17 protein-coding genes are annotated in these 18,681 nt (G+C 67.2%); 16 read left to right on the top strand and 1 reads right to left on the bottom strand.

Annotated features, from left to right (window positions below; all coding sequences use genetic code 11):
* Position 1: 1 nt before the first annotated feature.
* From G5S35_RS25975 to G5S35_RS25910, 14 genes are read left to right on the top strand one after another with little or no spacing between them, the layout of a single operon-like run.
* Positions 2 to 640: a COG4648 family protein gene (locus G5S35_RS25975; protein ID WP_176081252.1), complete on the top strand. Its 639-nt coding sequence runs from the start codon at positions 2 to 4 to the stop codon at positions 638 to 640.
* Positions 637 to 2,445, top strand: coding sequence for an AMP-binding protein (locus tag G5S35_RS25970; RefSeq protein ID WP_237181713.1), 1,809 nt, complete (start codon positions 637 to 639; stop codon positions 2,443 to 2,445). Before G5S35_RS25975 ends, G5S35_RS25970 begins: the two co-directional genes overlap by 4 nt.
* A complete protein-coding gene (locus G5S35_RS25965; protein ID WP_183039923.1) occupies positions 2,442 to 4,184 on the top strand; it encodes a glycosyltransferase family 2 protein in 1,743 nt (580 codons plus the stop codon). Before G5S35_RS25970 ends, G5S35_RS25965 begins: the two co-directional genes overlap by 4 nt.
* Positions 4,171 to 5,784: an HAL/PAL/TAL family ammonia-lyase gene (locus G5S35_RS25960; RefSeq protein ID WP_183039922.1), complete on the top strand. Its 1,614-nt coding sequence runs from the start codon at positions 4,171 to 4,173 to the stop codon at positions 5,782 to 5,784. The genes G5S35_RS25965 and G5S35_RS25960 overlap by 14 nt, the downstream gene beginning before the upstream one ends.
* On the top strand, positions 5,781 to 6,215 hold the full coding sequence (locus tag G5S35_RS25955; RefSeq protein ID WP_065060835.1) for an acyl-CoA thioesterase: 435 nt from the start codon (positions 5,781 to 5,783) through the stop codon (positions 6,213 to 6,215). Before G5S35_RS25960 ends, G5S35_RS25955 begins: the two co-directional genes overlap by 4 nt.
* A complete protein-coding gene (locus tag G5S35_RS25950; RefSeq protein ID WP_183039921.1) occupies positions 6,203 to 6,877 on the top strand; it encodes an outer membrane lipoprotein carrier protein LolA in 675 nt (224 codons plus the stop codon). Before G5S35_RS25955 ends, G5S35_RS25950 begins: the two co-directional genes overlap by 13 nt.
* On the top strand, positions 6,877 to 9,315 hold the full coding sequence (locus G5S35_RS25945; protein ID WP_183039920.1) for an MMPL family transporter: 2,439 nt from the start codon (positions 6,877 to 6,879) through the stop codon (positions 9,313 to 9,315). Before G5S35_RS25950 ends, G5S35_RS25945 begins: the two co-directional genes overlap by 1 nt.
* Positions 9,315 to 10,541, top strand: a complete 1,227-nt coding sequence (locus G5S35_RS25940; protein WP_183039919.1) for a beta-ketoacyl-[acyl-carrier-protein] synthase family protein — start codon at positions 9,315 to 9,317, stop codon at positions 10,539 to 10,541. Before G5S35_RS25945 ends, G5S35_RS25940 begins: the two co-directional genes overlap by 1 nt.
* Positions 10,538 to 11,029, top strand: coding sequence for a hotdog family protein (locus G5S35_RS25935; RefSeq protein ID WP_183039918.1), 492 nt, complete (start codon positions 10,538 to 10,540; stop codon positions 11,027 to 11,029). Before G5S35_RS25940 ends, G5S35_RS25935 begins: the two co-directional genes overlap by 4 nt.
* Positions 11,026 to 11,775: a 3-ketoacyl-ACP reductase FabG2 gene (locus G5S35_RS25930; protein ID WP_065060831.1), complete on the top strand. Its 750-nt coding sequence runs from the start codon at positions 11,026 to 11,028 to the stop codon at positions 11,773 to 11,775. The genes G5S35_RS25935 and G5S35_RS25930 overlap by 4 nt, the downstream gene beginning before the upstream one ends.
* Positions 11,775 to 13,001 (top strand): beta-ketoacyl-ACP synthase, encoded by a 1,227-nt coding sequence (locus tag G5S35_RS25925; protein WP_176081258.1) that lies wholly within the window; start codon positions 11,775 to 11,777, stop codon positions 12,999 to 13,001. The genes G5S35_RS25930 and G5S35_RS25925 overlap by 1 nt, the downstream gene beginning before the upstream one ends.
* Positions 13,002 to 13,003: 2 nt before the next feature.
* Positions 13,004 to 14,248 carry a beta-ketoacyl synthase N-terminal-like domain-containing protein gene (locus G5S35_RS25920; protein ID WP_183040019.1) on the top strand — a complete coding sequence of 415 codons (1,245 nt, stop codon included), beginning with the start codon at positions 13,004 to 13,006 and terminating at the stop codon, positions 14,246 to 14,248.
* A gap of 57 nt (positions 14,249 to 14,305) precedes the next feature.
* Positions 14,306 to 14,764, top strand: coding sequence for a signal peptidase (locus G5S35_RS25915; protein WP_065061014.1), 459 nt, complete (start codon positions 14,306 to 14,308; stop codon positions 14,762 to 14,764).
* Positions 14,765 to 14,782: 18 nt separating this feature from the next.
* Complete coding sequence (locus tag G5S35_RS25910; protein WP_074982043.1) at positions 14,783 to 15,223, top strand: excinuclease ABC subunit A; 441 nt, start codon at positions 14,783 to 14,785, stop codon at positions 15,221 to 15,223.
* Positions 15,224 to 15,298: 75 nt separating this feature from the next.
* Here the strand turns inward: G5S35_RS25910 and G5S35_RS25905 are convergent, their stop codons facing one another.
* The gene (locus tag G5S35_RS25905; protein WP_074982045.1) at positions 15,299 to 16,048 is read right to left on the bottom strand and encodes a class I SAM-dependent methyltransferase; all 750 of its coding nucleotides are present in this window, start codon (positions 16,046 to 16,048) and stop codon (positions 15,299 to 15,301) included.
* 171 nt (positions 16,049 to 16,219) lie between these two features.
* Here G5S35_RS25905 and G5S35_RS25900 point away from each other — a divergent pair, with 171 nt between their 5' ends.
* Complete coding sequence (locus G5S35_RS25900) at positions 16,220 to 17,461, top strand: NAD(P)/FAD-dependent oxidoreductase (protein WP_065061013.1); 1,242 nt, start codon at positions 16,220 to 16,222, stop codon at positions 17,459 to 17,461.
* Between the two features lie 436 nt (positions 17,462 to 17,897).
* Positions 17,898 to 18,581 carry a GntR family transcriptional regulator gene (locus tag G5S35_RS25895; RefSeq protein WP_065060826.1) on the top strand — a complete coding sequence of 228 codons (684 nt, stop codon included), beginning with the start codon at positions 17,898 to 17,900 and terminating at the stop codon, positions 18,579 to 18,581.
* Positions 18,582 to 18,681: the final 100 nt, after the last annotated feature.

The following is an 18,681-nucleotide window of genomic DNA, read 5'->3' as shown; positions in this document are numbered from 1 at the left end:
CGTGACCGTTCGTTCCGCGCACGCCGACGCGCCGCTCGCGCCCGTCGCCGCGCGTGCGCCGGGCAAGCTGCGGCTGCTCGCCAATCTCGCGTATCCCGTCGTGATTCTGTGCGCGTGGCGCTGGGAGTCGCCGCGTCTCGTCGGGCTGATGCTGCTCGCGCTGCTCTGGCTGCAACGCGTGGCGGGCACCGGCGCGATCGCGGCGCAACTGCGCAAGCTCACGCGCGTGGATTGGGCCGTGGCCATTACGCTGAACCTTGCTTCGGTGGCGATCGTGTTTACCGATAGCGCGCGGATCATGCGTCTGTATCCCGCATTCGTGAATCTCGGGCTGCTCGTCGCGTTCGGTGCGACGCTCGTCAAAGGTCCGTCGATGATCGAGAAGTTCGCGCAGCGGACCTATCCCGAACCGCCCGCGCATATCGTGCGCTATACGCGCCGCGTCACGCAGCTCTGGTGCGTATTCTTCGCCGCGAATGGCGCGTTTTCCGCGTGGACGGCGTTCGCCTGGCCGCCGAAACTGTGGTCGCTCTATAACGGGGCGCTCGCGTATGCGCTGATCGGCCTGCTGATCGTGGGCGAGATCGCGTGGCGCAAATGGATCATGCTGCCGCGCGCGGCGCGACAGGAGGCGCTGTGATCGCGCTGCACGCATTGCTCGCGGCGTCGGCGCGCGAGGCGCAGACGGTGGTCTGCATCGAAGGCGCGAGCGTCACGCGCTTCGCGACGTTTCAGGCGCAGGCGCGTGCGATTGCCGCGCGTTTGCGCGAGCGCGACGCGCGACGCATCGCGCTCTGGAGCGAGGACCCTTACGTGTTCGCGTGCGCGCTGTTCGGCGTGTTCGCGGCGGGCAAGGTGCCGGTGATTCCGGCCAACGCCACGCCCGGTTATCTCGCCGATCTGCGCGACGCTTACGACGCCGTGCTCGACGACAGCGAACTCGCCGCGTGGTGCGCCGATGGCGCTGTTGCCGGATCGCCGTCGCGTGGATCGAGCGAATCGAGCGCATGGTTTGAAGCGATCGACCCGCAAGCCCCGCTCACGCTGTTCACCTCGGGCAGCAGCGGCACGCCGAAGCCGGTCCACAAGACGCTCGCGCAATTCGACGCCGAAGTGCGCACGCTCGAAGCCGAATGGGGCACGCTCCTCGGCGACGCGACCGTGCTCGCGAGCGTGCCGCATCACCATATCTACGGGCTGCTGTTCCGCGTGTTCTGGCCGCTGGCGGCGGGGCGGCCGTTCGATCGCGCGACCTGCGCCGATCCCGCGCAATTGCAGTCGCGGATCGCGCAATGCGGCGCGACCGTGGTGGTGTCGACGCCCGCGCAACTTTCGCGTTGGCCCGATTTGCCGGGCTTCGCGACGCTCGCGCCGGTGCCGCGCGCGTTTTTCTCGTCGGGCGGACCGCTCTCCGCCGATGCCGCGCTGCGTTACGCCGCGACGTTCGGCGACGCGCCGCTGGAAATCTACGGCAGCACGGAGACGGGCGGCATTGCGTGGCGCCGACAAAGCGAAACCGACGCCTGGACGCCCATGCACGGCATCGCCGTGCGCGCGGGCGCGGCGCTGGAATCCGGCGAATTCAGCGAAAGCAATGAGGTAAACGAAGCGATCCACGGCGGCGCGCTCGAAGTCCGCTCGCCGCATCTGGGCCACGACGACTGGCATCGCACCGACGACCAGGCCGCGTTCGACGAAGCGGGCCGCTTCCGTCTGCGCGGCCGGCTCGACCGCGTGCTCAAGCTCGACGGCAAACGCGTCTCGCTCGGCGAACTGGAGAGTCGTCTGCTGCTGCATCCGGCGATTGCCGAGGTGCGGACCGCGCCGCTTGCGGGCGCGACGCGTCAGCGGATCGGCGCGCTCGTCGTGCTGTCCGTGCAAGGCCGCGAGATCTTGCGCCGCGAAGGTCGCGTGGCGCTCGTGAAGGCGTTGCGTCGTCATCTCGCCGCGTATTTCGATGCGGTCGTGCTGCCGCGTCACTGGCGCATCCGTCGTGCGCTGCCGGTCGATGCGCGCGGCAAGATTCAGGCGCGCGCCGTGGCGCAGGCGTTCGCCGCGCGCGAAGAGGGCTTCGAACTGCTCGCGGAATGGGACGAGACCGACGCCACCCATCAAGCCGATCAACCGCCTGCTTTGCCCGCCCGTGTCTTCGAAATGCGCGTGCCGCTGACGCTCGAACATTTTGCAGGCCACTTTCCCGGCTTGCCGATCCTGCCGGGCGTGGTGCAGGTGGACTGGTCGCTGCGTTTCGCCGACGAATGGGTGCCGGGCGCACGCGCGCTCGCCACGATCGAGCAGCTGAAATTCATGGCGCCGGTGCCGCCGGGCGTTGTGCTCAAGCTCGTGCTCAGGCACGACGCGCCGCGCCGCCGCATCGCGTTCGCGTGGCGCTTCGGCGAGCGAGACTGCGCCTCGGGCGTCATCGTGTACCGGGAGCCCGCATGAGCCTCGCGGCCTGCATCGTCATTCCGATTTACAACCACAAGGACGCGATTGGCGGCACGGTGGCGAATCTGGTCGTGCACGGCCTGCCGCTGTTCGTCGTCGACGATGGCAGCGACGCGGCCACGCAACAGGTGCTCGCTGATCTCGCGCAGCGCCACGCGGACCGGCTCACGCTGCTGCGTCTGCCCGTGAACGGCGGCAAGGGCGCGGCGGTGATGGCGGGGCTGCGCGCCGCGCGCGACGCGGGCTACACGCACGCCTTGCAGATCGACGCCGACGGCCAGCACGACGCCGCCGACGTGCCGCGCTTTCTCGCCGCCGCCGCCGCGCATCCGCGCGCGGTCGTGCTCGGCCAGCCCGTCTACGACGAGAGCGTGCCGAAGGCGCGCCTCTACGGCCGCTATCTGACGCATGTGTGGGTGTGGATCGAGACGCTGTCGTTCACGATCCGCGATTCGATGTGCGGCTTCCGGCTCTATCCGCTCGATCTCGCCTGCGCGCTGATCGACAGCGTGAAGCTGCCCGAGCGCATGGACTTCGACATCGAAATTCTGGTGCGGCTGTACTGGCGGCGCGTCGAGTTCGTGTCGATTCCCACGGCCGTGACCTACGCGACCGATGGCGTCTCGCATTTCGACGTGCTCTGGGACAACGTGCGGATCAGCCGCAGCCACACGCGGCTCGTCGCGGGCATGCTCGCGCGTCTGCCGCTGCTGCTTGCGCACAAGGTCTTGCCGCGGCGTCGCGAAAGTGAAAACGAAAACACAGACGCAGACGCAGACGCAAACGCGAGCACCGCGCCATGGTGGCGGCGCGCCGAGCGCGGCAGCCGTCTCGGCATGAGCCTGCTCGCGCTGAGCTGCCGCCTGTTCGGGCGGCGCTTTACGTCGCTCTGGCTGCATCCGATCGTCGCGTATTTTCTGCTCACGGGCCGTCCGGCGCGCGAGGCGTCGCAGCGCTATTTCGTGCAGCTCGCGCACGCCGCGCCGCAGCCCGGCACGCCGCGCCCCGGCTGGCTCAGTTCGTACCGGCACATGCTCGCGTTCGCGCAATCGGGCTTCGACAAGCTCGCCGCATGGACCGGCCGCGTGGATTTTTCCGACGTCGAAATCGACGACGCCCGCGCGCTCGATGCGCTGCTCGCCAGCGGACGCGGCGCGCTCGTGATCGGCTCGCATCTCGGCAATCTGGAAATGGCGCGCGCGCTCGCCGTGCGCGGCGCGCAGACGAGGGTGACCGCCATCGTCTACACCGAGCACGCGAAGCGCTTCAACAGCGTGCTGGCGGGCGCGAACCGCGATTTCATGCAGCATCTGGTGCCGGTGAGCGACTTCGGGCCGCAGACCGCGCTGATGATGCAGGAGCGCATCGAACGCGGCGAGCTGCTGGTGATCGTCGGCGACCGCACGCCCGCGCACGAAAGCGGACGTCTGACCGAAGCGCAGTTTCTCGGCGCGACCGCGCCGTTCGCGCAAGGGCCGTACGTGCTCGCGCATGCGCTCGCGTGTCCCGTCTATCTGCTGTTCTGCCTGAAGGAGCGCAGCGGCTACCGGCTCTATTTCGAGCCGTTCGCCGAGCGCATCGAGCTGCCGCGACGCGGCCGCGCGGAACATATCGCGGACTGGGCGCAGCGCTTCGCGAGCCGCCTCGAACACCATTGCCGCAAGGCGCCTTATCAATGGTTCAACTTTTACGATTTCTGGGCGCGCCCCAGTGGGAAGACGAATGGCCGAACATGACCTGAGCGCCGACATGAGCCAAGACATGCGCCACGACCGCGTCGCGACCGCCGCCGTGGTGATCGGCGGCCGCCGTCTGACGATCGAGGACGTGGTGGCGGTCGCGCGCGAAGGCGCCGCCGTGCAACTCAGCGGCGACGCTGCCTGGCGCGCGCGCATCGCGCGCGGCGCGGAGTTCCTGCGTCGTCATCTCGATGCGGGCGCAACGGTTTACGGCGTCAACACGGGTTACGGCGACGCCTGCGTGGTCGACGTGCCGATGGCGCTCGTCGAGGCGCTGCCGCTGCAACTCACGCGTTATCACGGCTGCGGCATGGGCGAATATCTCGACGATGCGTCCGCGCTCGCCGTGATCGCCGCGCGTCTGAATTCGCTCGCGTACGGGCTCTCGGGCGTGCGTCCGGTGCTGCTCGAACGTCTCGCCGATCTCATCAATCATCGCGTGCTGCCGCGCATTCCCGCCGAAGGTTCGGTGGGCGCGAGCGGCGATCTCACGCCGCTGTCGTACGTGGCGGCGGCGCTGGCGGGCGAGCGCGAGGTGCAGTTTCGCGGCGCGTCGTGCAGCGCGCGCGACGCCTGGCAGACGCTCGGCCACGCGCCGCTTACGCTCGCGCCCAAGGAAGGGCTCGCGCTGATGAACGGCACGGCCGTCATGACCGGCCTCGCATGCCTCGCGTTCGCGCGCGCGACGCAGCTCGCGCGCCTGAGCGCGCGCCTCACCGCGCTCGCGACGGTGGCGCTCGACGGTCGCGCCGCGCATTTCGATCCGCTGATCTTCGAAGCCAAGCCGCATGCCGGGCAGGGCGAGGCGGCCGCGTGGATTCGCGCCGATCTCGCCGGGCGTCCGGACACGCCGGGCCATCGCCTGCAGGACCGCTATTCGATCCGCTGCGCGCCGCACGTGATCGGTGTGCTCGGCGACGCGCTGACGTGGATGCGCCGCGACATCGAAAACGAACTGAACAGTGCCAACGACAATCCGCTGATCGATCCCGACGGCGAGCGCGTGCTGCACGGCGGCAACTTCTACGGCGGCCATATCGCGTTCGCGATGGACGGCCTGAAGAACGCCGTCGCGAATCTCGCCGATCTGATGGATCGCCAGCTCGCGCTGCTCGTCGACGACAAATTCAACAACGGCCTGCCGCGCAACCTCACGGGCGCGAGCGCCGCGCGCGCGCCGATCAATCACGGCTTCAAGGCCGTGCAGATTTCGTCGTCGGCGTGGACGGCGGAAGCGCTCAAGCACACGATGCCCGCGAGCGTGTTTTCGCGTTCGACCGAAGCGCACAACCAGGACAAGGTGAGCATGGGCACGATTGCGGCGCGCGACTGTCTGCGCGTGCTGCAACTGACCGAGCAGGTCGCGGCGGCGCACGCGCTCGCCACCGTGCAGGCCGCGCAATTGCGTCTGCGCGGCAACGCCGCCACCGTGATTCCCGCGCCGCTGCGCGCGTTCATGACGGACGTGGCGACGGTGTCGCCGTTCGTCGACGAAGACCGCGCGCTCGAACACGAACTGCGCGCGATGACGGCGAAAATCGCCGAGGGCGATTTCATCGGCGTTGAGGGCGGCAAGCGTGAAGGAGACGCAGCATGAGCGTGGCGGACAAAGCGGTATTGAGCGCGAGCGCAACGGTTGAAGTGCCGTTCCACGACGTCGATGCAATGAACGTCTGCTGGCACGGCCACTATCTGAAGTACTTCGAATTCGGCCGCGCGGCGCTGCTGCGCAAGTTCGATTACGACTATCGCGAGATGCAGGCCTCAGGCTATGTGTGGCCCGTGGTCGAGGCGCATTTGAAGTACGTGCGTCCGGCCATTTACGGGCAGCAGATCGAGGTCTGCGCACATCTGCTCGAACACGAAAATCGCCTGAAAATAGGCTACGAAATCTTCGATTGCGTCACGCGCGCGCGACTTACCAAGGGCTACACGATTCAGGTTGCGGTGAACGCCGCGACGCAGGAATTGCAGTTCGTTTCACCGCCGTGCGTGCAGGAGAAACTGGAGCGCGCATGGGCACGTTGATTTGCCGTGCGACGCTCGTGGGAATGATGGCGATTCAGGTTGCGTGTCTGCCTGCGTATGCGGCAACATCGGCATCGTCGGGTTCAAACGCATCGAACGACGCCGACGCGGCGCTCGTTTCGCAGATCGCGGCACGCCTTGCGCAAGCGAAAGGCGTGCGTGCGCGCTTCACGCAAACGCAGACGCTGGCCGCGCTCAAGACGCCGCTCGTCAGCACGGGATCGCTGCTGTTTTTCCGCGATCGCGGCGTGATCTGGCAAATCGACACGCCCTATAAAAAGACCTGGGTGATGAGCGACGCGGGCATGATCGCGATCGACGCGACCGGTCAGCGCGTGGCGAACAACAGCGCGCAGAGTGCGCGCGGCGCGGCCGAAATCGCGAAGATGATGCGCGCGATGCTCGGCGGCGACCTCAGCGGGCTCTACACGCAATTCGACGTCCAGGCGCGCGGCACGCCCGCGCGCTGGCAGATGCGCCTCGTGCCGCGCCAGCCGCAGATCGCGCAGGCGCTGCGCGGCATCGAAATGGACGGCGGCGAGTTCCTGCAAGGGCTGCGCATCACGCTCGCGAACGGCGACGTCACGCAGTACGCGTTCAGCGGCAGCGCGCCCGTGAGCGAACTCGCGCCCGCCGACCAGAAACTGTTCGGAACGCCGTAGTGACATCGCCCGAGCTTCACACCGCACCCGTCGAACGCACCGCTCGCACCGCGCGCCGGCAGTGGGCGCTGCGCGCCGCCTGGCTGTTGCTTGCCGTGGTCGCCGCGCTCTATTGCGGCTGGCGTTTCGCGGGGCCGTCGCCGTTGCAGACGAATCTGCTCGCGCTGCTGCCTGCGACCGAAGCCGATCCCGTTGCCGAAGAAGCCGTCGATCAACTCGCGAACGTGCTCGGCAATCGCGCGGTGCTGCTGGTTTCCAGCGACGACGACGCGCACGCGAAAGCGGCGGCGCTGCAACTGGGCGCGTCGCTGAGCGCGAGCCACGCCTTCGCTTCGGTGACCGCGCGCATTCCGCCGTTCGATCTCGGACGCATCGCGCGCTTCTACATGCCGTACCGCTTCGGCCTGCTCACGCCCGACGATCGCGCGAGCTTGACGAACGCCACGGGCGGTCAGGCCGCGTTGCTCAACGCGCTGACCGAGCGCCTCTACGGCCTGCCGGGCGCGGGCCTTTCGACCTCGCTCGCCGACGATCCGTTCGGCTGGCTCCAGCACTGGCTGTCGGGCTTGCCGCTCGCGGCGTCGAATCTGACCGTCGAGGACGGCTTGCTGGTCGCGCATCGCGGCGCGACCACGAGCGTGCTGGTGGTCGGCACGCTGACGGGATCGGCGTATGAATCGTCGGTGCAGCAAAACGTGCTGCGCGCCGTGGCGCAAGGCGAAAACGCGCTCAAGTCGGCGTGGCCCGACGTCAGCGTCGCGCGCACGGGCGCGGTGTTCTACGCCGAGTCGGCGCGGCGCGCCTCGGAGCGCGACGTGCACGTGATCGGCATCGTCTCGGCCGTTGGCATTGCGTTGCTGATGCTCTGGATCTTCCGCTCGCCGCGTCTCATCGCGCTGGGCTTCGTGTCGACGGGACTGGGCATTCTGTGCGCGCTCGCGGCGACCCTGCTGATCTTCGGCAAGCTGCATCTGCTCACGCTGGTGTTCGGCGCGAGTCTGATCGGCGAGGCCGTCGATTATTCGATTCAGTATTTCGTCGTCTATCTGGGCGCGCGCGAGCAGTGGAACGCGCGGCGCGGCGCGCGCGAGGTGATGCCCGCGCTGGCGGTCGCGTTCGGCACGAGTCTGCTCGGCTACGCGATCCTGACCTTCGCGCCGTTCCCGGCGCTCAAGCAGATCGCGTGCTTCGCGATCGTCGGCATTTTTACGGCCTTTGCTTCGGTGATCGGCTTGCTGCCGAGCCTGATGACGCGACCCGCGCGCCGCAGTCCGCGCACGCTGTTCGCCGCGGCCGCCGCCGCGCTCGCGCGATGGCAGGCGCTGATCGGCGGGCGTCGCGCATGGTTCGTCGCGCTCGCGCTGGCGATCGTGGCCGCGCCAGGCTGGCTGCAACTGCGCAGCGACGACGACATCCATCTGCTGATTCAGCGCGATGCTTCGCTGGTCGCGCAGGAACGCGTGGTGAGCCGCGCGGTCGGCGTCGACAACAGCGCGCAGTTCTTCGTCGTGCGCGGCGCGTCGCCGGAAGACGTGCTCGAACGCGCCGAAGCGCTGTGCGCGAAGCTGGGCACGCTCACGGGCGCGTCCGCCGTGAGCGGCTGGCAGTCGGTCACGTCGTTCGTGCCGTCCGCGAAACAGCAGCGCGCCGATCGCGCCGTGCTGGCCGCGCACGCTTTCGACGATCCGGCCGCGTTGCGCGCGATGCTGAACGCGGCGGGTTTCCGCGACGAGATCGTGCAGGCATGGCCGCGCGCGTGGGCGCAATCCGATGGCAAAGCGCTGAGCGTGGACGCATGGCTCGCCGAGCCGTGGTCGCAACCGTTCCGCCATCTGTGGCTCGGCCGCTCCGCGAGCACGCCGGGCGCGTTCGCGGCGGTCGTGATTCCGCAAGGCGTGTCGAACGCGAACGAACCCGCCTTGCGCGCGCTCGCCCCGACGCTGCCGGGCGTGAGTTTCGTCGACAAGGCGGCGAGCGTTTCGCATCTGTTCGGCGTCTATCGCGAGGACGGCGCGCTGTGGCTCGCGGGCGCGCTCGTGCTGGTGCTCGCGCTGCTGACACTGCGTTACGGCTGGCGCGCGGCGTTCGCGGTCGCGTTGCCGGTGTGGCTCGCGATCGGCGTGACGCTGGCCGTGTTCGGCTATGCGCACGTGCGCATCAACCTCTTTCATATGCTGGCGCTGATGCTCGTGCTCGGCGTCGGCGCGAACTACGCGGTGTTTCTGCGCGAAGGCGCGATGCGCGCGAACGCCGACACCGGCGCGGTCTGGACCGGCGTGCTGCTGTCCGCCGCCACGACGCTGCTGTCGTTCGGCATGCTCGCGATGACCTCGATGCCCGCGCTCAAGAGCTTCGGCGCGACGCTGTCGCTCGGCATCATGGTGTCGGTCCTGCTCGCGCCGGTCGGCATGCCTTCGAATTCACGGAGAACGAATTGATGGCGCAAGCCGCTTTTCAGGCAGCGCATCGGCCAACTTCGCAGCCGGTGTATCTGCACGCGCTCGGCATGGTCAACGCGCTCGGCGACGACGTGAGCGCCATCGCCGCCGCGCTCGCACGCGGCGAAGCGCCCGGCATGGGCCCGATCCGCACGCGCATCGGCGAGGCCTTTGCGGGCCGCGTGCTCGCATCGCTCGATCAGGCCGCGTTCGCGCCGCCCGCCGCGCTCGCGCACTACGACTGCCGCAACAATCGTCTGCTGCTGGCGGCGCTGGCGCAGATCCGGCCCGCCATCGACGCGGCCTGCGAGCGCTTCGGCGCGGGTCGCGTCGGCGTGGTGCTGGGCACGAGCACGTCGGGCATCGGTGCGGTCGAAGCCACTTTCGCCGACGCCGAGGCAAAGAACACGAAGTCCTTCGACTACCGCCAGATGGAAATCGGCACGGTCGCGCCGTTTGCCGCCGCCGCGCTCGGCCTCGGCGGCCCGGCGTTCACGATCTCCACGGCCTGCACGTCCAGCGCGAAGGCCTTCGCAGCCGCGCGCCGTCTGCTGCGCGCGCAGTTGTGCGACGCGGTGGTGGTTGGCGGCGTCGACACGCTCTGCGAACTCACGCTGCAAGGCTTCGCCTCGCTCGAATCGACGAGCGCCGTACGCACCAATCCGATGAGCGCAAACCGGCGCGGCATCAATATCGGCGAAGGCGCGGCGGTGTTTCTGATGAGCCGCGAAGAAGGCCCGGTGCGCTTCGCCGGCGCGGGCGAGTCGAGCGACGCGCATCACATCTCCGCGCCCGATCCGGAAGGTGCGGGCGGCGAGATCGCGTTGCGCGCGGCGTTGGCGGACGCGGGCATCGACGCGCGCGCGATCGGCTACGTCAACCTGCACGCCACCGCGACGCTCAAGAACGATCAGATGGAAGCGCACCTGATGGCGCGCGTGTTTCCCGACGGCGTGGCCGTGAGCGGCACCAAACCGTTCACGGGCCACACGCTCGGCGCGGCGGGCGCGACCGAAGCGGGTCTTGCGTGGCTGACGCTCGCTCGCGACGACGTCGCGCTGCCGCGTCATCGGTGGGACGGCCAGGCCGACGCGACGCTGCCGCCGCTCGATTTCGTCGAGTCCGCGCGTTATCTGCCGCGCGGCGCGGGCGCGCAAAGCCAATACGTGATGAGCAATTCGTTCGCGTTCGGCGGCAGCAACGTTTCCCTGGTGCTCGCACGATGACCGACTCCCTGAGCGCCGCGCCGGGCGGCGAGATCTTTCCGCCGATCGACGCGATCATTCCGCATCGCGGCACGATGCTGCTGCTCGATGCCGTGTGCGCGTGCAGCGACGAATCGCTGAGCGCCGAAGCCAGCGTGCGCGCCGACGCATGGTACGCCGATGCGCAGGGCGCGATGCCCGCGTGGATCGGCATCGAACTGATGGCGCAGGCGATCGCGGCCCACGTGGGCCTGCTGTCGATGCGCGCGGGCGAGGCGGCGCGCCCCGGCGTGCTGCTCGGCACGCGCCGCTTCACGGCGCTGCGCGACGCGTTCGCGGCCGGCGCGCCGCTGCGCGTGAGCGTGAACGAACTGCTGCGCAGCGACGAAGGCCACGGCGCCTACGGCTGCACCATCGAACAGGATGGCGTGCTGTGCGCCGAGGCCACGATCAAGGTGTATCAGCCGCACGATTTTCAGACTTTCATCGAGGAAAACTCCCGAGCATGAGCCAGACTCCGAGCCCGACCACGATCCGGCGTGTACTCGTGACCGGCGCGAGCCGCGGCATTGGCCGCGCGATCGCCTATCAACTGGCCGCCGACGGCTTCGCCGTCACCGTGCATTGCCGCACGGGCCTGAAAGAAGCGCAGGCTGTGACCGCCGGCATCGCCGCGCAGGGCGGTTCGGCCGGCGTGCTGCAATTCGACGTGCGCGATCGCGCCGCCTGCCGCGCCGCGCTCGAAGCCGATGTGGCCGCGCACGGCGCGTACTACGGCATCGTCTGCTGCGCGGGCGTGACGCGCGACGCCGCCTTCCCCGCACTGACCGACGAAGACTGGGACATCGTGCTGGAAACCGGCCTCGACGCCTTCTACAACGTCGTGCATCCGCTCGTCATGCCGATGGTGCGCGCGCGCAAGGGCGGCCGCATCGTCACGGTGGCGTCGGTGTCGGGCGTCACGGGCAATCGCGGGCAGGTCAACTACAGCGCCGCGAAGGCGGGCCTGATCGGCGCGACCAAGGCGCTCGCTGTCGAGCTGGCCACGCGCAACATCACCGTCAACAGCGTCGCGCCCGGTCTCGTCGATACCGGCATGCTCGACGAGGTGCCGCTCGATCACGCGCTCAAGGCCGTGCCGATGAACCGCGTGGGCCAGCCCGCCGAAGTGGCCGCGGTGGTCGGCTTCCTGATGTCGGATGCGGCGTCCTACGTCACGCGCCAGGTCATCGGCGTGAACGGAGGGATGGTCTGATGAAGCGCGTCGTGGTGACGGGCATGGGCGGCGTGACCGCGCTCGGCGATCGTTGGGAGCAGGTCGAGGCCGCGCTCGAACGCGGCGTGAATGCGGTGCGGCGCGTGCACGACTGGGATTACATCGAGGCGCTGCACACGCGTCTCGCCTCGCCGCTGCCGGCGTTCGAAACGCCCGACTACTATCCGCGCAAGAAGACGCGCTCGATGGGGCCGGTCTCGCTCTACGCGGTGCGCGCGAGCGAATACGCGCTGGCGGACGCAGGCCTGCTCGACGATGCGTCGATCAAGGACGGCCGCATGGGCGTGGCGTACGGTTCGTCCGCGGGCTCGGTGGAACCCGTGCGCGCGTTCGGCAAGATGCTCGAAACCGGCTCGATGAGCGACGTCACGTCGAACAGCTACGTGCAGATGATGCCGCACACCACGGCGGTCAACGTGAGCCTCTTCTGGGACCTGAAAGGCCGCATTGTGCCGACGTCGTGCGCGTGCGCCTCGGGCAGCCAGGCGATCGGCTATGCCTACGAAATGATCGCGAACGGCAAGCAGACGCTGATGCTGGCGGGCGGCGCCGAGGAACTCTCGGGGCCGGGCGTGGCCGTGTTCGACATGCTCTACGCCACGAGCACGCGCAACGACGATCCGCACACCACGCCGCGTCCGTTCGACGCCGCGCGCGACGGCCTCGTGGTCGGCGAAGGCGCGGCCACGCTCGTGCTCGAAGAATACGAGCACGCGGTGGCGCGCGGCGCGCGCATTCACGCGGAAGTCGTGGGCTTCGGCTGCAACTCGGATGGCGCGCACATCACGCAGCCCACGGCGGCGACGATGGCGGTGGCGATGCGCCAGGCGCTCGCCGACGCGCAACTCGCGCCCGACGCAATTGCCTACGTGAACGCGCACGGCACCTCGACCGATCGCGGCGACATCGCCGAAAGCCACGCGACCGCGGAGACGTTCGGCGCGCGCATGCCGATCAGTTCGCTCAAGAGCTATATCGGCCATACGCTCGGCGCGTGCGGCGCGATCGAAGCGTGGTGGACGATCGAAATGATGAAGCGCAATCGCTACGCGCCCACGCTGAATCTGCACGAAGTCGATCCGGCCTGCGCGCCGCTCGACTACATCATGGGCGCGCCGCGCGAGATCGACGCCGATTACGTGATGAGCAATAACTTCGCGTTCGGCGGCGTGAACACGTCGTTGATCTTCAAGCGCGTCCGGTGAGCATGCACGCAACGTCGGCGTCGAATGGATTGCAGCGCGTGGTCGTGACGGGCATGGGCATCGTCTCGTGCCTCGGCAACACGCTCGACGGCGTGTCCGCGCGGTTGCGCGAAGGACGCGGCGGCATCACGCGCATGGCGGCGTGGCGAGAGCGCGGCTTCGGAAGCCAGGTGGCGGCGGTCGCGTCGGTGGACGACGAGACGCCGTTCGCGCGCAAGGCCGAGCGCTTCATGGGCGACACGGCGCGCTTTGCGTGTCACGCGGCGCGCAGCGCCATCGACGACGCAGGGCTCGACGAAGCCGTGTTGCGGCAGCCGCGCGTGGGTGCGGTGGTGGGTTCGGGCGTCGGCACGATGTCGGCCTACGACGCGGCGATGGCGTGCGCGAATGCGCGCGGCGTGGATCGCGTGCCACCCTATACGGTGCCGCAGGCGATGAGCAGCACGGCGTCGGCGAATCTCGCGCACGTGTTCGGCATGGAAGGCGTGACGTACTCGCCGTCGTCGGCGTGCACGACGTCCGCGCTCGCGATCGGCCAGGCGATGCAACTGATCCAGACCGGCCGCCAGGACATCGTGCTCGCGGGCGGCAGCGAAGCGCTGCACGACAACATGACGCTGATGTTCGACGCGATGGGCGCGCTCTCGCGCGGCTTCAACGACACGCCCGAACGCGCGTCGCGGCCGTACGACACGCAGCGCGACGGCTTCGTGATCGGTTCGGGCGCGGGCGTGCTGGTGCTCGAATCGCTCGAACACGCGCGCTCGCGCGGGGCGCACATCCACGCCGAGCTGACGGGCTTCGGCCATTGCACGGATGGCGCGCAGATGGTCGCGCCGCAAGCGGGCGGCATCGCGCGCGCGATGCGCGCGGCGCTCGCGGAGTCCGCGTGCCGTCCCGACTACATCAACACGCATGCGCCTTCCACGCCTTCGGGCGATGTCGAGGAACTGCTCGCGCTGCGTGACGTATTCGGCGCGGACGTGCCCGCATTTTCGTCGACGAAAGCGCTCAGCGGTCATCCGCTCGGCGCGTGCGGCGCGCACGAAGCGATCTACACCTTGCTGATGATGCGCGACGGTCATCTCGCGGGCTCAGTGGGGATCGACGAACTCGATCCGCTGGCCGCGAGCATGCCGCTCGTGCGCGTCACGCGCGAGGCGCGGATCGAATCGGCGATGTCGGTGTCGTTCGGGTTTGGCGGCAGTTGCGCCAGCCTGATGTTTCGCACGCTGAATTTGTCATGAGCGCATCTTGAACGCGTCATGACGTTGCAGGCGCTCCTGAAAACCACGAGGAAAACTATGAGAACACCACGCCTTACGCTCACCGCCGCCACGTTCGCCAGCCTCGCGCTGGCTGCTTGCGGTACGCAGTTGAAGACGCTGCCGATTCAGCCGGCACTGTCCGCGGCGCCGACTGATGCATTTAGTACGGCAGCGGCGGAGCGCGCGAAAGTCGCGGTCTACTTCGGCAAAGAGGCGCACGCGGATGTCGCGCGGCGCGTGGGCGAAGCGTCGCATTCCGTGCGTATCGCGCGTTCCGCCGATGGCGCCGACGTGTCGTGCAACAAGGCGCTCGCCAGCGCGATCGACAAGCTGCGCGATGACGCGCGTGCGAAGGGCGCGAACGCCGTTATCGACGTGACGACGCGCTTTCACGAGAACGAATCGAATTCGTCGACCGACTTCACCTGCGGCGTGAGCCCGAGCGCGGCGGCGATTGCCGTGAAGGGCGACCTCGTGGTGCTGCAGGCCCATTGATCCAACTAGAGAGTCACAATGAACAAGCTGTGGATGACGACCGCGCTTTGCGCGGCTTTGGTGACGACGCACGCCTGGGCGCGCGATACGGTGGACACGTATCCGGTGGCGCAAGCGCTGCAAAGTGAACCGGGCAAAGTGGGCGACGATATTGCGCTGTACTTCGCGGGCCAGAAGCATCCGGCCGTGAAAAAGACGATGGGTACGATCGCGACCAACAAGAAGACGAACGCATTCAACAAGAGCGATGAAGAAGCGTGTCAGCACGTGTTTCTTTCGGCGGTGCGCGAGCTTCAGGAGCGCGCGCGCCAGCAGGGCGGCAACGCGGTCATCAACATCAAGAGCAATTACCGTAACAACCTGACCGAAAGCCCGACGGACTTCACGTGCGGCGCGGGCGCGATGATCGCGGGCGTGGCGCTGGTGGGCGACGTGGTGGCGTTGAAGGGCGCGAAGTAATTATTTTTTAGTTTTTTTCGGGCGGCGGCGCGTGACTGCGCGTGATAATGCGCGCGCCGCACCGAGTCGAGCGGATTACTGCGCCTTCACCGCCGCCACGTTGACGAGCGTTTCGCGACGCTTGCCAGGCTTCGGATGGTGCAGCCCAAGGCGCTCGAACAGGCCGAAGTCCGCCGCGCGGCTCCACCACAAATAAGGGAGCGAGACATTGTGCTCGGCGAAGCGGAAACCTGCGTGGCGTATCATGGCAAGGTAACCGTCGGCGCTCTTTTGCACCTGCATCGGATGGCGGAAAAGCAGACGAATGACCCACGAGCGAATATAGGCTTCGGTGGATTCGGCGAACAGCAGCACGCCGCCGGGCTTGAGCACGCGATGGAATTCCGCGAGCGCGCGTTCCTGTTCGACCAGATGATGAAACGTCTGATGACAGAACACGATGTCCGCGCTGCCCGACGGCAGCGGCAGATTCGCGCAGTCGCCGTGCAGCACGTCGAATTCGATGTGCGCTTGCGACGGTGATGCCGCTCGCTGCTGAACCGCGTGTGCCGCTTGTTGAGCGAGATCGAGCGACGCTTCGTGAAAGTCGATCCCGACGATGCGGCGCGGGCGAAACGCCTCGGCCAGCAAACGGAATGATTTGCCCTGGCCGCAGCCGACGTCGACGATCGTGGGCGCGTGCGGCAGCGGTTGATCGATCAGGCGCTTGAGGTCGTTGATCGCCACGCGCAGGACATGATGCTCCCACGTGTGGGTGCGGAGAAACCAGATGCCGAAGGCCGTTTCCGGCACGAACGGCACAACATTTGATTCGGAAACCGACATATTTTTCCCCGATGCATATTCGGTCGTGAACAAGAACGGGCATTGTAATAGCAAGCGTGGTGTGCGAGGCGATGAACTCGCCAACGAATCCGCATCGCGCAAACCAGGCACAGGAAGGGACGCATGGAACAGAGCCGGGAACAGCGCCGCGAAGCGGCAGTGAACAGTCAATTGGAAGGCTCGGGCCGTAGCGAGCGCGTCGATGTGGCGATCATCGGCGCCGGTCCTTCGGGTGCGGTGGCGGCTGCACTGCTGCGCAAACGCGGGCGTTCGGTGCTGGTGCTCGAACGTCAGCATTTTCCGCGTTTTTCGATCGGCGAGAGCCTGCTGCCGCAGAGCATGGAATACCTCGAAGAAGCGGGCATGTTGCAGGCCGTGGTCGAAGCCGGTTTCCAGTACAAGAACGGCGCGCAGTTCGTGTGGCGCGATCAGGCGACGGCGTACGACTTTCGCGATAAACATTCGCCGGGTTGGGGCACGACGTTTCAGGTGGAGCGCGCGAAGTTCGACGAACTGCTGATCCAGTGTGCGGCAAAACAGGGCGCGGAAGTGCGATTCGGTCACACCGTGCTGGCGATGCATCCGGGCGATGCGCCGGTGCTCGAAGTCATCGACGAGAACGAAACGCGCTATGAAGTGCACGCGCGTTATGTGCTCGACGCGAGCGGTTTCGGCCGCGTGCTGCCGCGTTTGCTGAATCTCGAAGCGCCGACCGGTTTGCCGACGCGCGCGGCGATTTTCAGCCACGTGCGCGATGGCCTCGCGCTCGACGATTTCGATCGCAACAAGATTTGCGTCGCGACGCATCCGGTGCATCGCGATGTGTGGTTCTGGATGATTCCGCTGGCGGGCGGGCGCTCGTCGGTGGGTTGCGTGGCGGAAGCCGCGTTCTTCGATCTGCCGGAAGCCGAGCGCGAAGCGCGCCTGCGTACGCTGATTCGCGAGGAACCGACGCTCAATCGTTTGATCGGCGATGCGCCGTTCCTCATGCCGGTGCGCCAGATCGGCGGGTATTCGGCGAATGTCGAGCGTTTGCACGGCGCGGGTTATGCGCTGCTCGGTAACGCGGGCGAGTTCCTCGATCCTGTGTTTTCTTCGGGCGTGACGATCGCGCTGCGTTCCGCGCATATGGCCGCGAAAGTGGTGGATCGCGTGCTGAACGGCGAAACCGTGGATTGGCACGCTGAATACGATGTGCCGCTGCGCAAGGGCATCGACACGTTCCGTGCTTTCGTCGAGCGTTGGTACACGGGCGAATTGCAGGACATTATTTATTATCCGCGTCAAACGCCGCTGATTCGTCGCATGATCAGCTCCGTGCTGGCGGGTTATGCGTGGGACGAGAGCAATCCGTATGTGGCGGAACCGGTGCGCCGGCTCAATACGCTGCATGAGGCGTGTTTGCGGATGTGAGGTGGCGGGGAAGGTGCGGGAAGCTCAGGGTTTGATGCGGCAGTTGGGCCGCTTCATGTCCACGCGCGCGAAGAATCTGATTTGCGCAACGAGCCGATGCCGATGCAAATTTTAATAACAGGCATTGCGAATTAAATAGCTCGTTTTCATGTTCCCGGCTTCAGCAAGGTTGTTAAGGTGCGATGGCTGGGCGGGGAGATCAACGTATTGCCGGTTCGTTCTATCCGCCCAACGTTGCAACTAACGGTCAACCGCGCTCAACACCACCCTTCAAAAGCCACCGCGCAGTGGTTTTGCAGGTCAAGGGCTGCCCGACGCGGAACATTGAAAATAGCTTACAAAACTGGCGCTCTTTCCGTATGAGGGATAATATGGCATCCCAAGTCGGCGAATGGTCGTCGTCCGGCTATTTCTCTCCGTTCACCTTACGCGCCCTATGTCAGATCTAAAAATCGTCCGCGAAACCAAAACCCTTCGGGAACTGACGCTGGATAAGCTGCGCGACGCCATTGTGCAAGGCTATTTCAAGCCGGGCGCGCGTCTTGTCGAACGCACGCTGTGCGATGAACTGGGCGTGAGCCGCACCATCGTGCGCGAAGTTCTGCGGCACCTGGAAACGGAAGGGCTCGTGGAAGTGATCGCGCGTCAGGGGCCGGTCGTCGCGCAGCTCAATCCCGCTCAGGTCAGCGAGATTTACGAGTTGCGCGGCCTGCTCGAGGCGAACGCCGCGCGCGCCTGCGCCGAACAATCCACGCCCGAACTCGTTAAATCGTTGCGCGAGATTCGCAAGGAGATCGAGGCCGCGTTCAAGTCCGGCGATCTGCCGACCGTGCTCGCGCACACCGAGCGCTTCTACGAGGCGCTGTTCGAAGGCGCGAACAAGACGGTGTCGCTCGCCGTGGTCAAGACGCTCAATGCGCGCATCAACCGGCTGCGGGCGCTGACGATCGCCACGCCTGGGCGCAGCGGCGAGTCGAATCGCGAGATGAACAAGATGCTCGACGCAATCGAGCGACGCGATGGCGACGCGGCGTTCGCGGCCTCGATCGCGCACATCAAGCGGACGGCTGAACTCGCGCTGGCCGCCCTGGCTGCGCGCGGCGAAGCCCCCGAAGCCTGATTTCCCGCTAACGCTCCACCTCCTCTGGCTGCCGGCTGACTGTCCGGTGGCCTGTCTTCGCACGTCAGCAGGCGCGGCCAGCGCGCTTTCTGGCGTAGCG

Source organism: Paraburkholderia tropica (assembly GCF_014171495.1).
GTDB lineage: Bacteria > Pseudomonadota > Gammaproteobacteria > Burkholderiales > Burkholderiaceae > Paraburkholderia > Paraburkholderia tropica.
Note: the sequence above shows the minus strand (reverse complement) of the source record. Positions and strands in the feature narration are given on the sequence as shown.

Coding starts and splice junctions, on each gene's coding strand:
- G5S35_RS25965 (WP_183039923.1), top strand. CDS start 2,442: ATGAGCCTCGCGGCCTGCATCGTCATTCCGATTTACAACCACAAGGAC.
- G5S35_RS25960 (WP_183039922.1), top strand. CDS start 4,171: ATGGCCGAACATGACCTGAGCGCCGACATGAGCCAAGACATGCGCCAC.
- G5S35_RS25955 (WP_065060835.1), top strand. CDS start 5,781: ATGAGCGTGGCGGACAAAGCGGTATTGAGCGCGAGCGCAACGGTTGAA.
- G5S35_RS25950 (WP_183039921.1), top strand. CDS start 6,203: ATGGGCACGTTGATTTGCCGTGCGACGCTCGTGGGAATGATGGCGATT.
- G5S35_RS25940 (WP_183039919.1), top strand. CDS start 9,315: ATGGCGCAAGCCGCTTTTCAGGCAGCGCATCGGCCAACTTCGCAGCCG.
- G5S35_RS25935 (WP_183039918.1), top strand. CDS start 10,538: ATGACCGACTCCCTGAGCGCCGCGCCGGGCGGCGAGATCTTTCCGCCG.
- G5S35_RS25930 (WP_065060831.1), top strand. CDS start 11,026: ATGAGCCAGACTCCGAGCCCGACCACGATCCGGCGTGTACTCGTGACC.
- G5S35_RS25925 (WP_176081258.1), top strand. CDS start 11,775: ATGAAGCGCGTCGTGGTGACGGGCATGGGCGGCGTGACCGCGCTCGGC.
- G5S35_RS25920 (WP_183040019.1), top strand. CDS start 13,004: ATGCACGCAACGTCGGCGTCGAATGGATTGCAGCGCGTGGTCGTGACG.
- G5S35_RS25915 (WP_065061014.1), top strand. CDS start 14,306: ATGAGAACACCACGCCTTACGCTCACCGCCGCCACGTTCGCCAGCCTC.
- G5S35_RS25910 (WP_074982043.1), top strand. CDS start 14,783: ATGAACAAGCTGTGGATGACGACCGCGCTTTGCGCGGCTTTGGTGACG.
- G5S35_RS25905 (WP_074982045.1), bottom strand. CDS start 16,048: ATGTCGGTTTCCGAATCAAATGTTGTGCCGTTCGTGCCGGAAACGGCC.
- G5S35_RS25895 (WP_065060826.1), top strand. CDS start 17,898: ATGTCAGATCTAAAAATCGTCCGCGAAACCAAAACCCTTCGGGAACTG.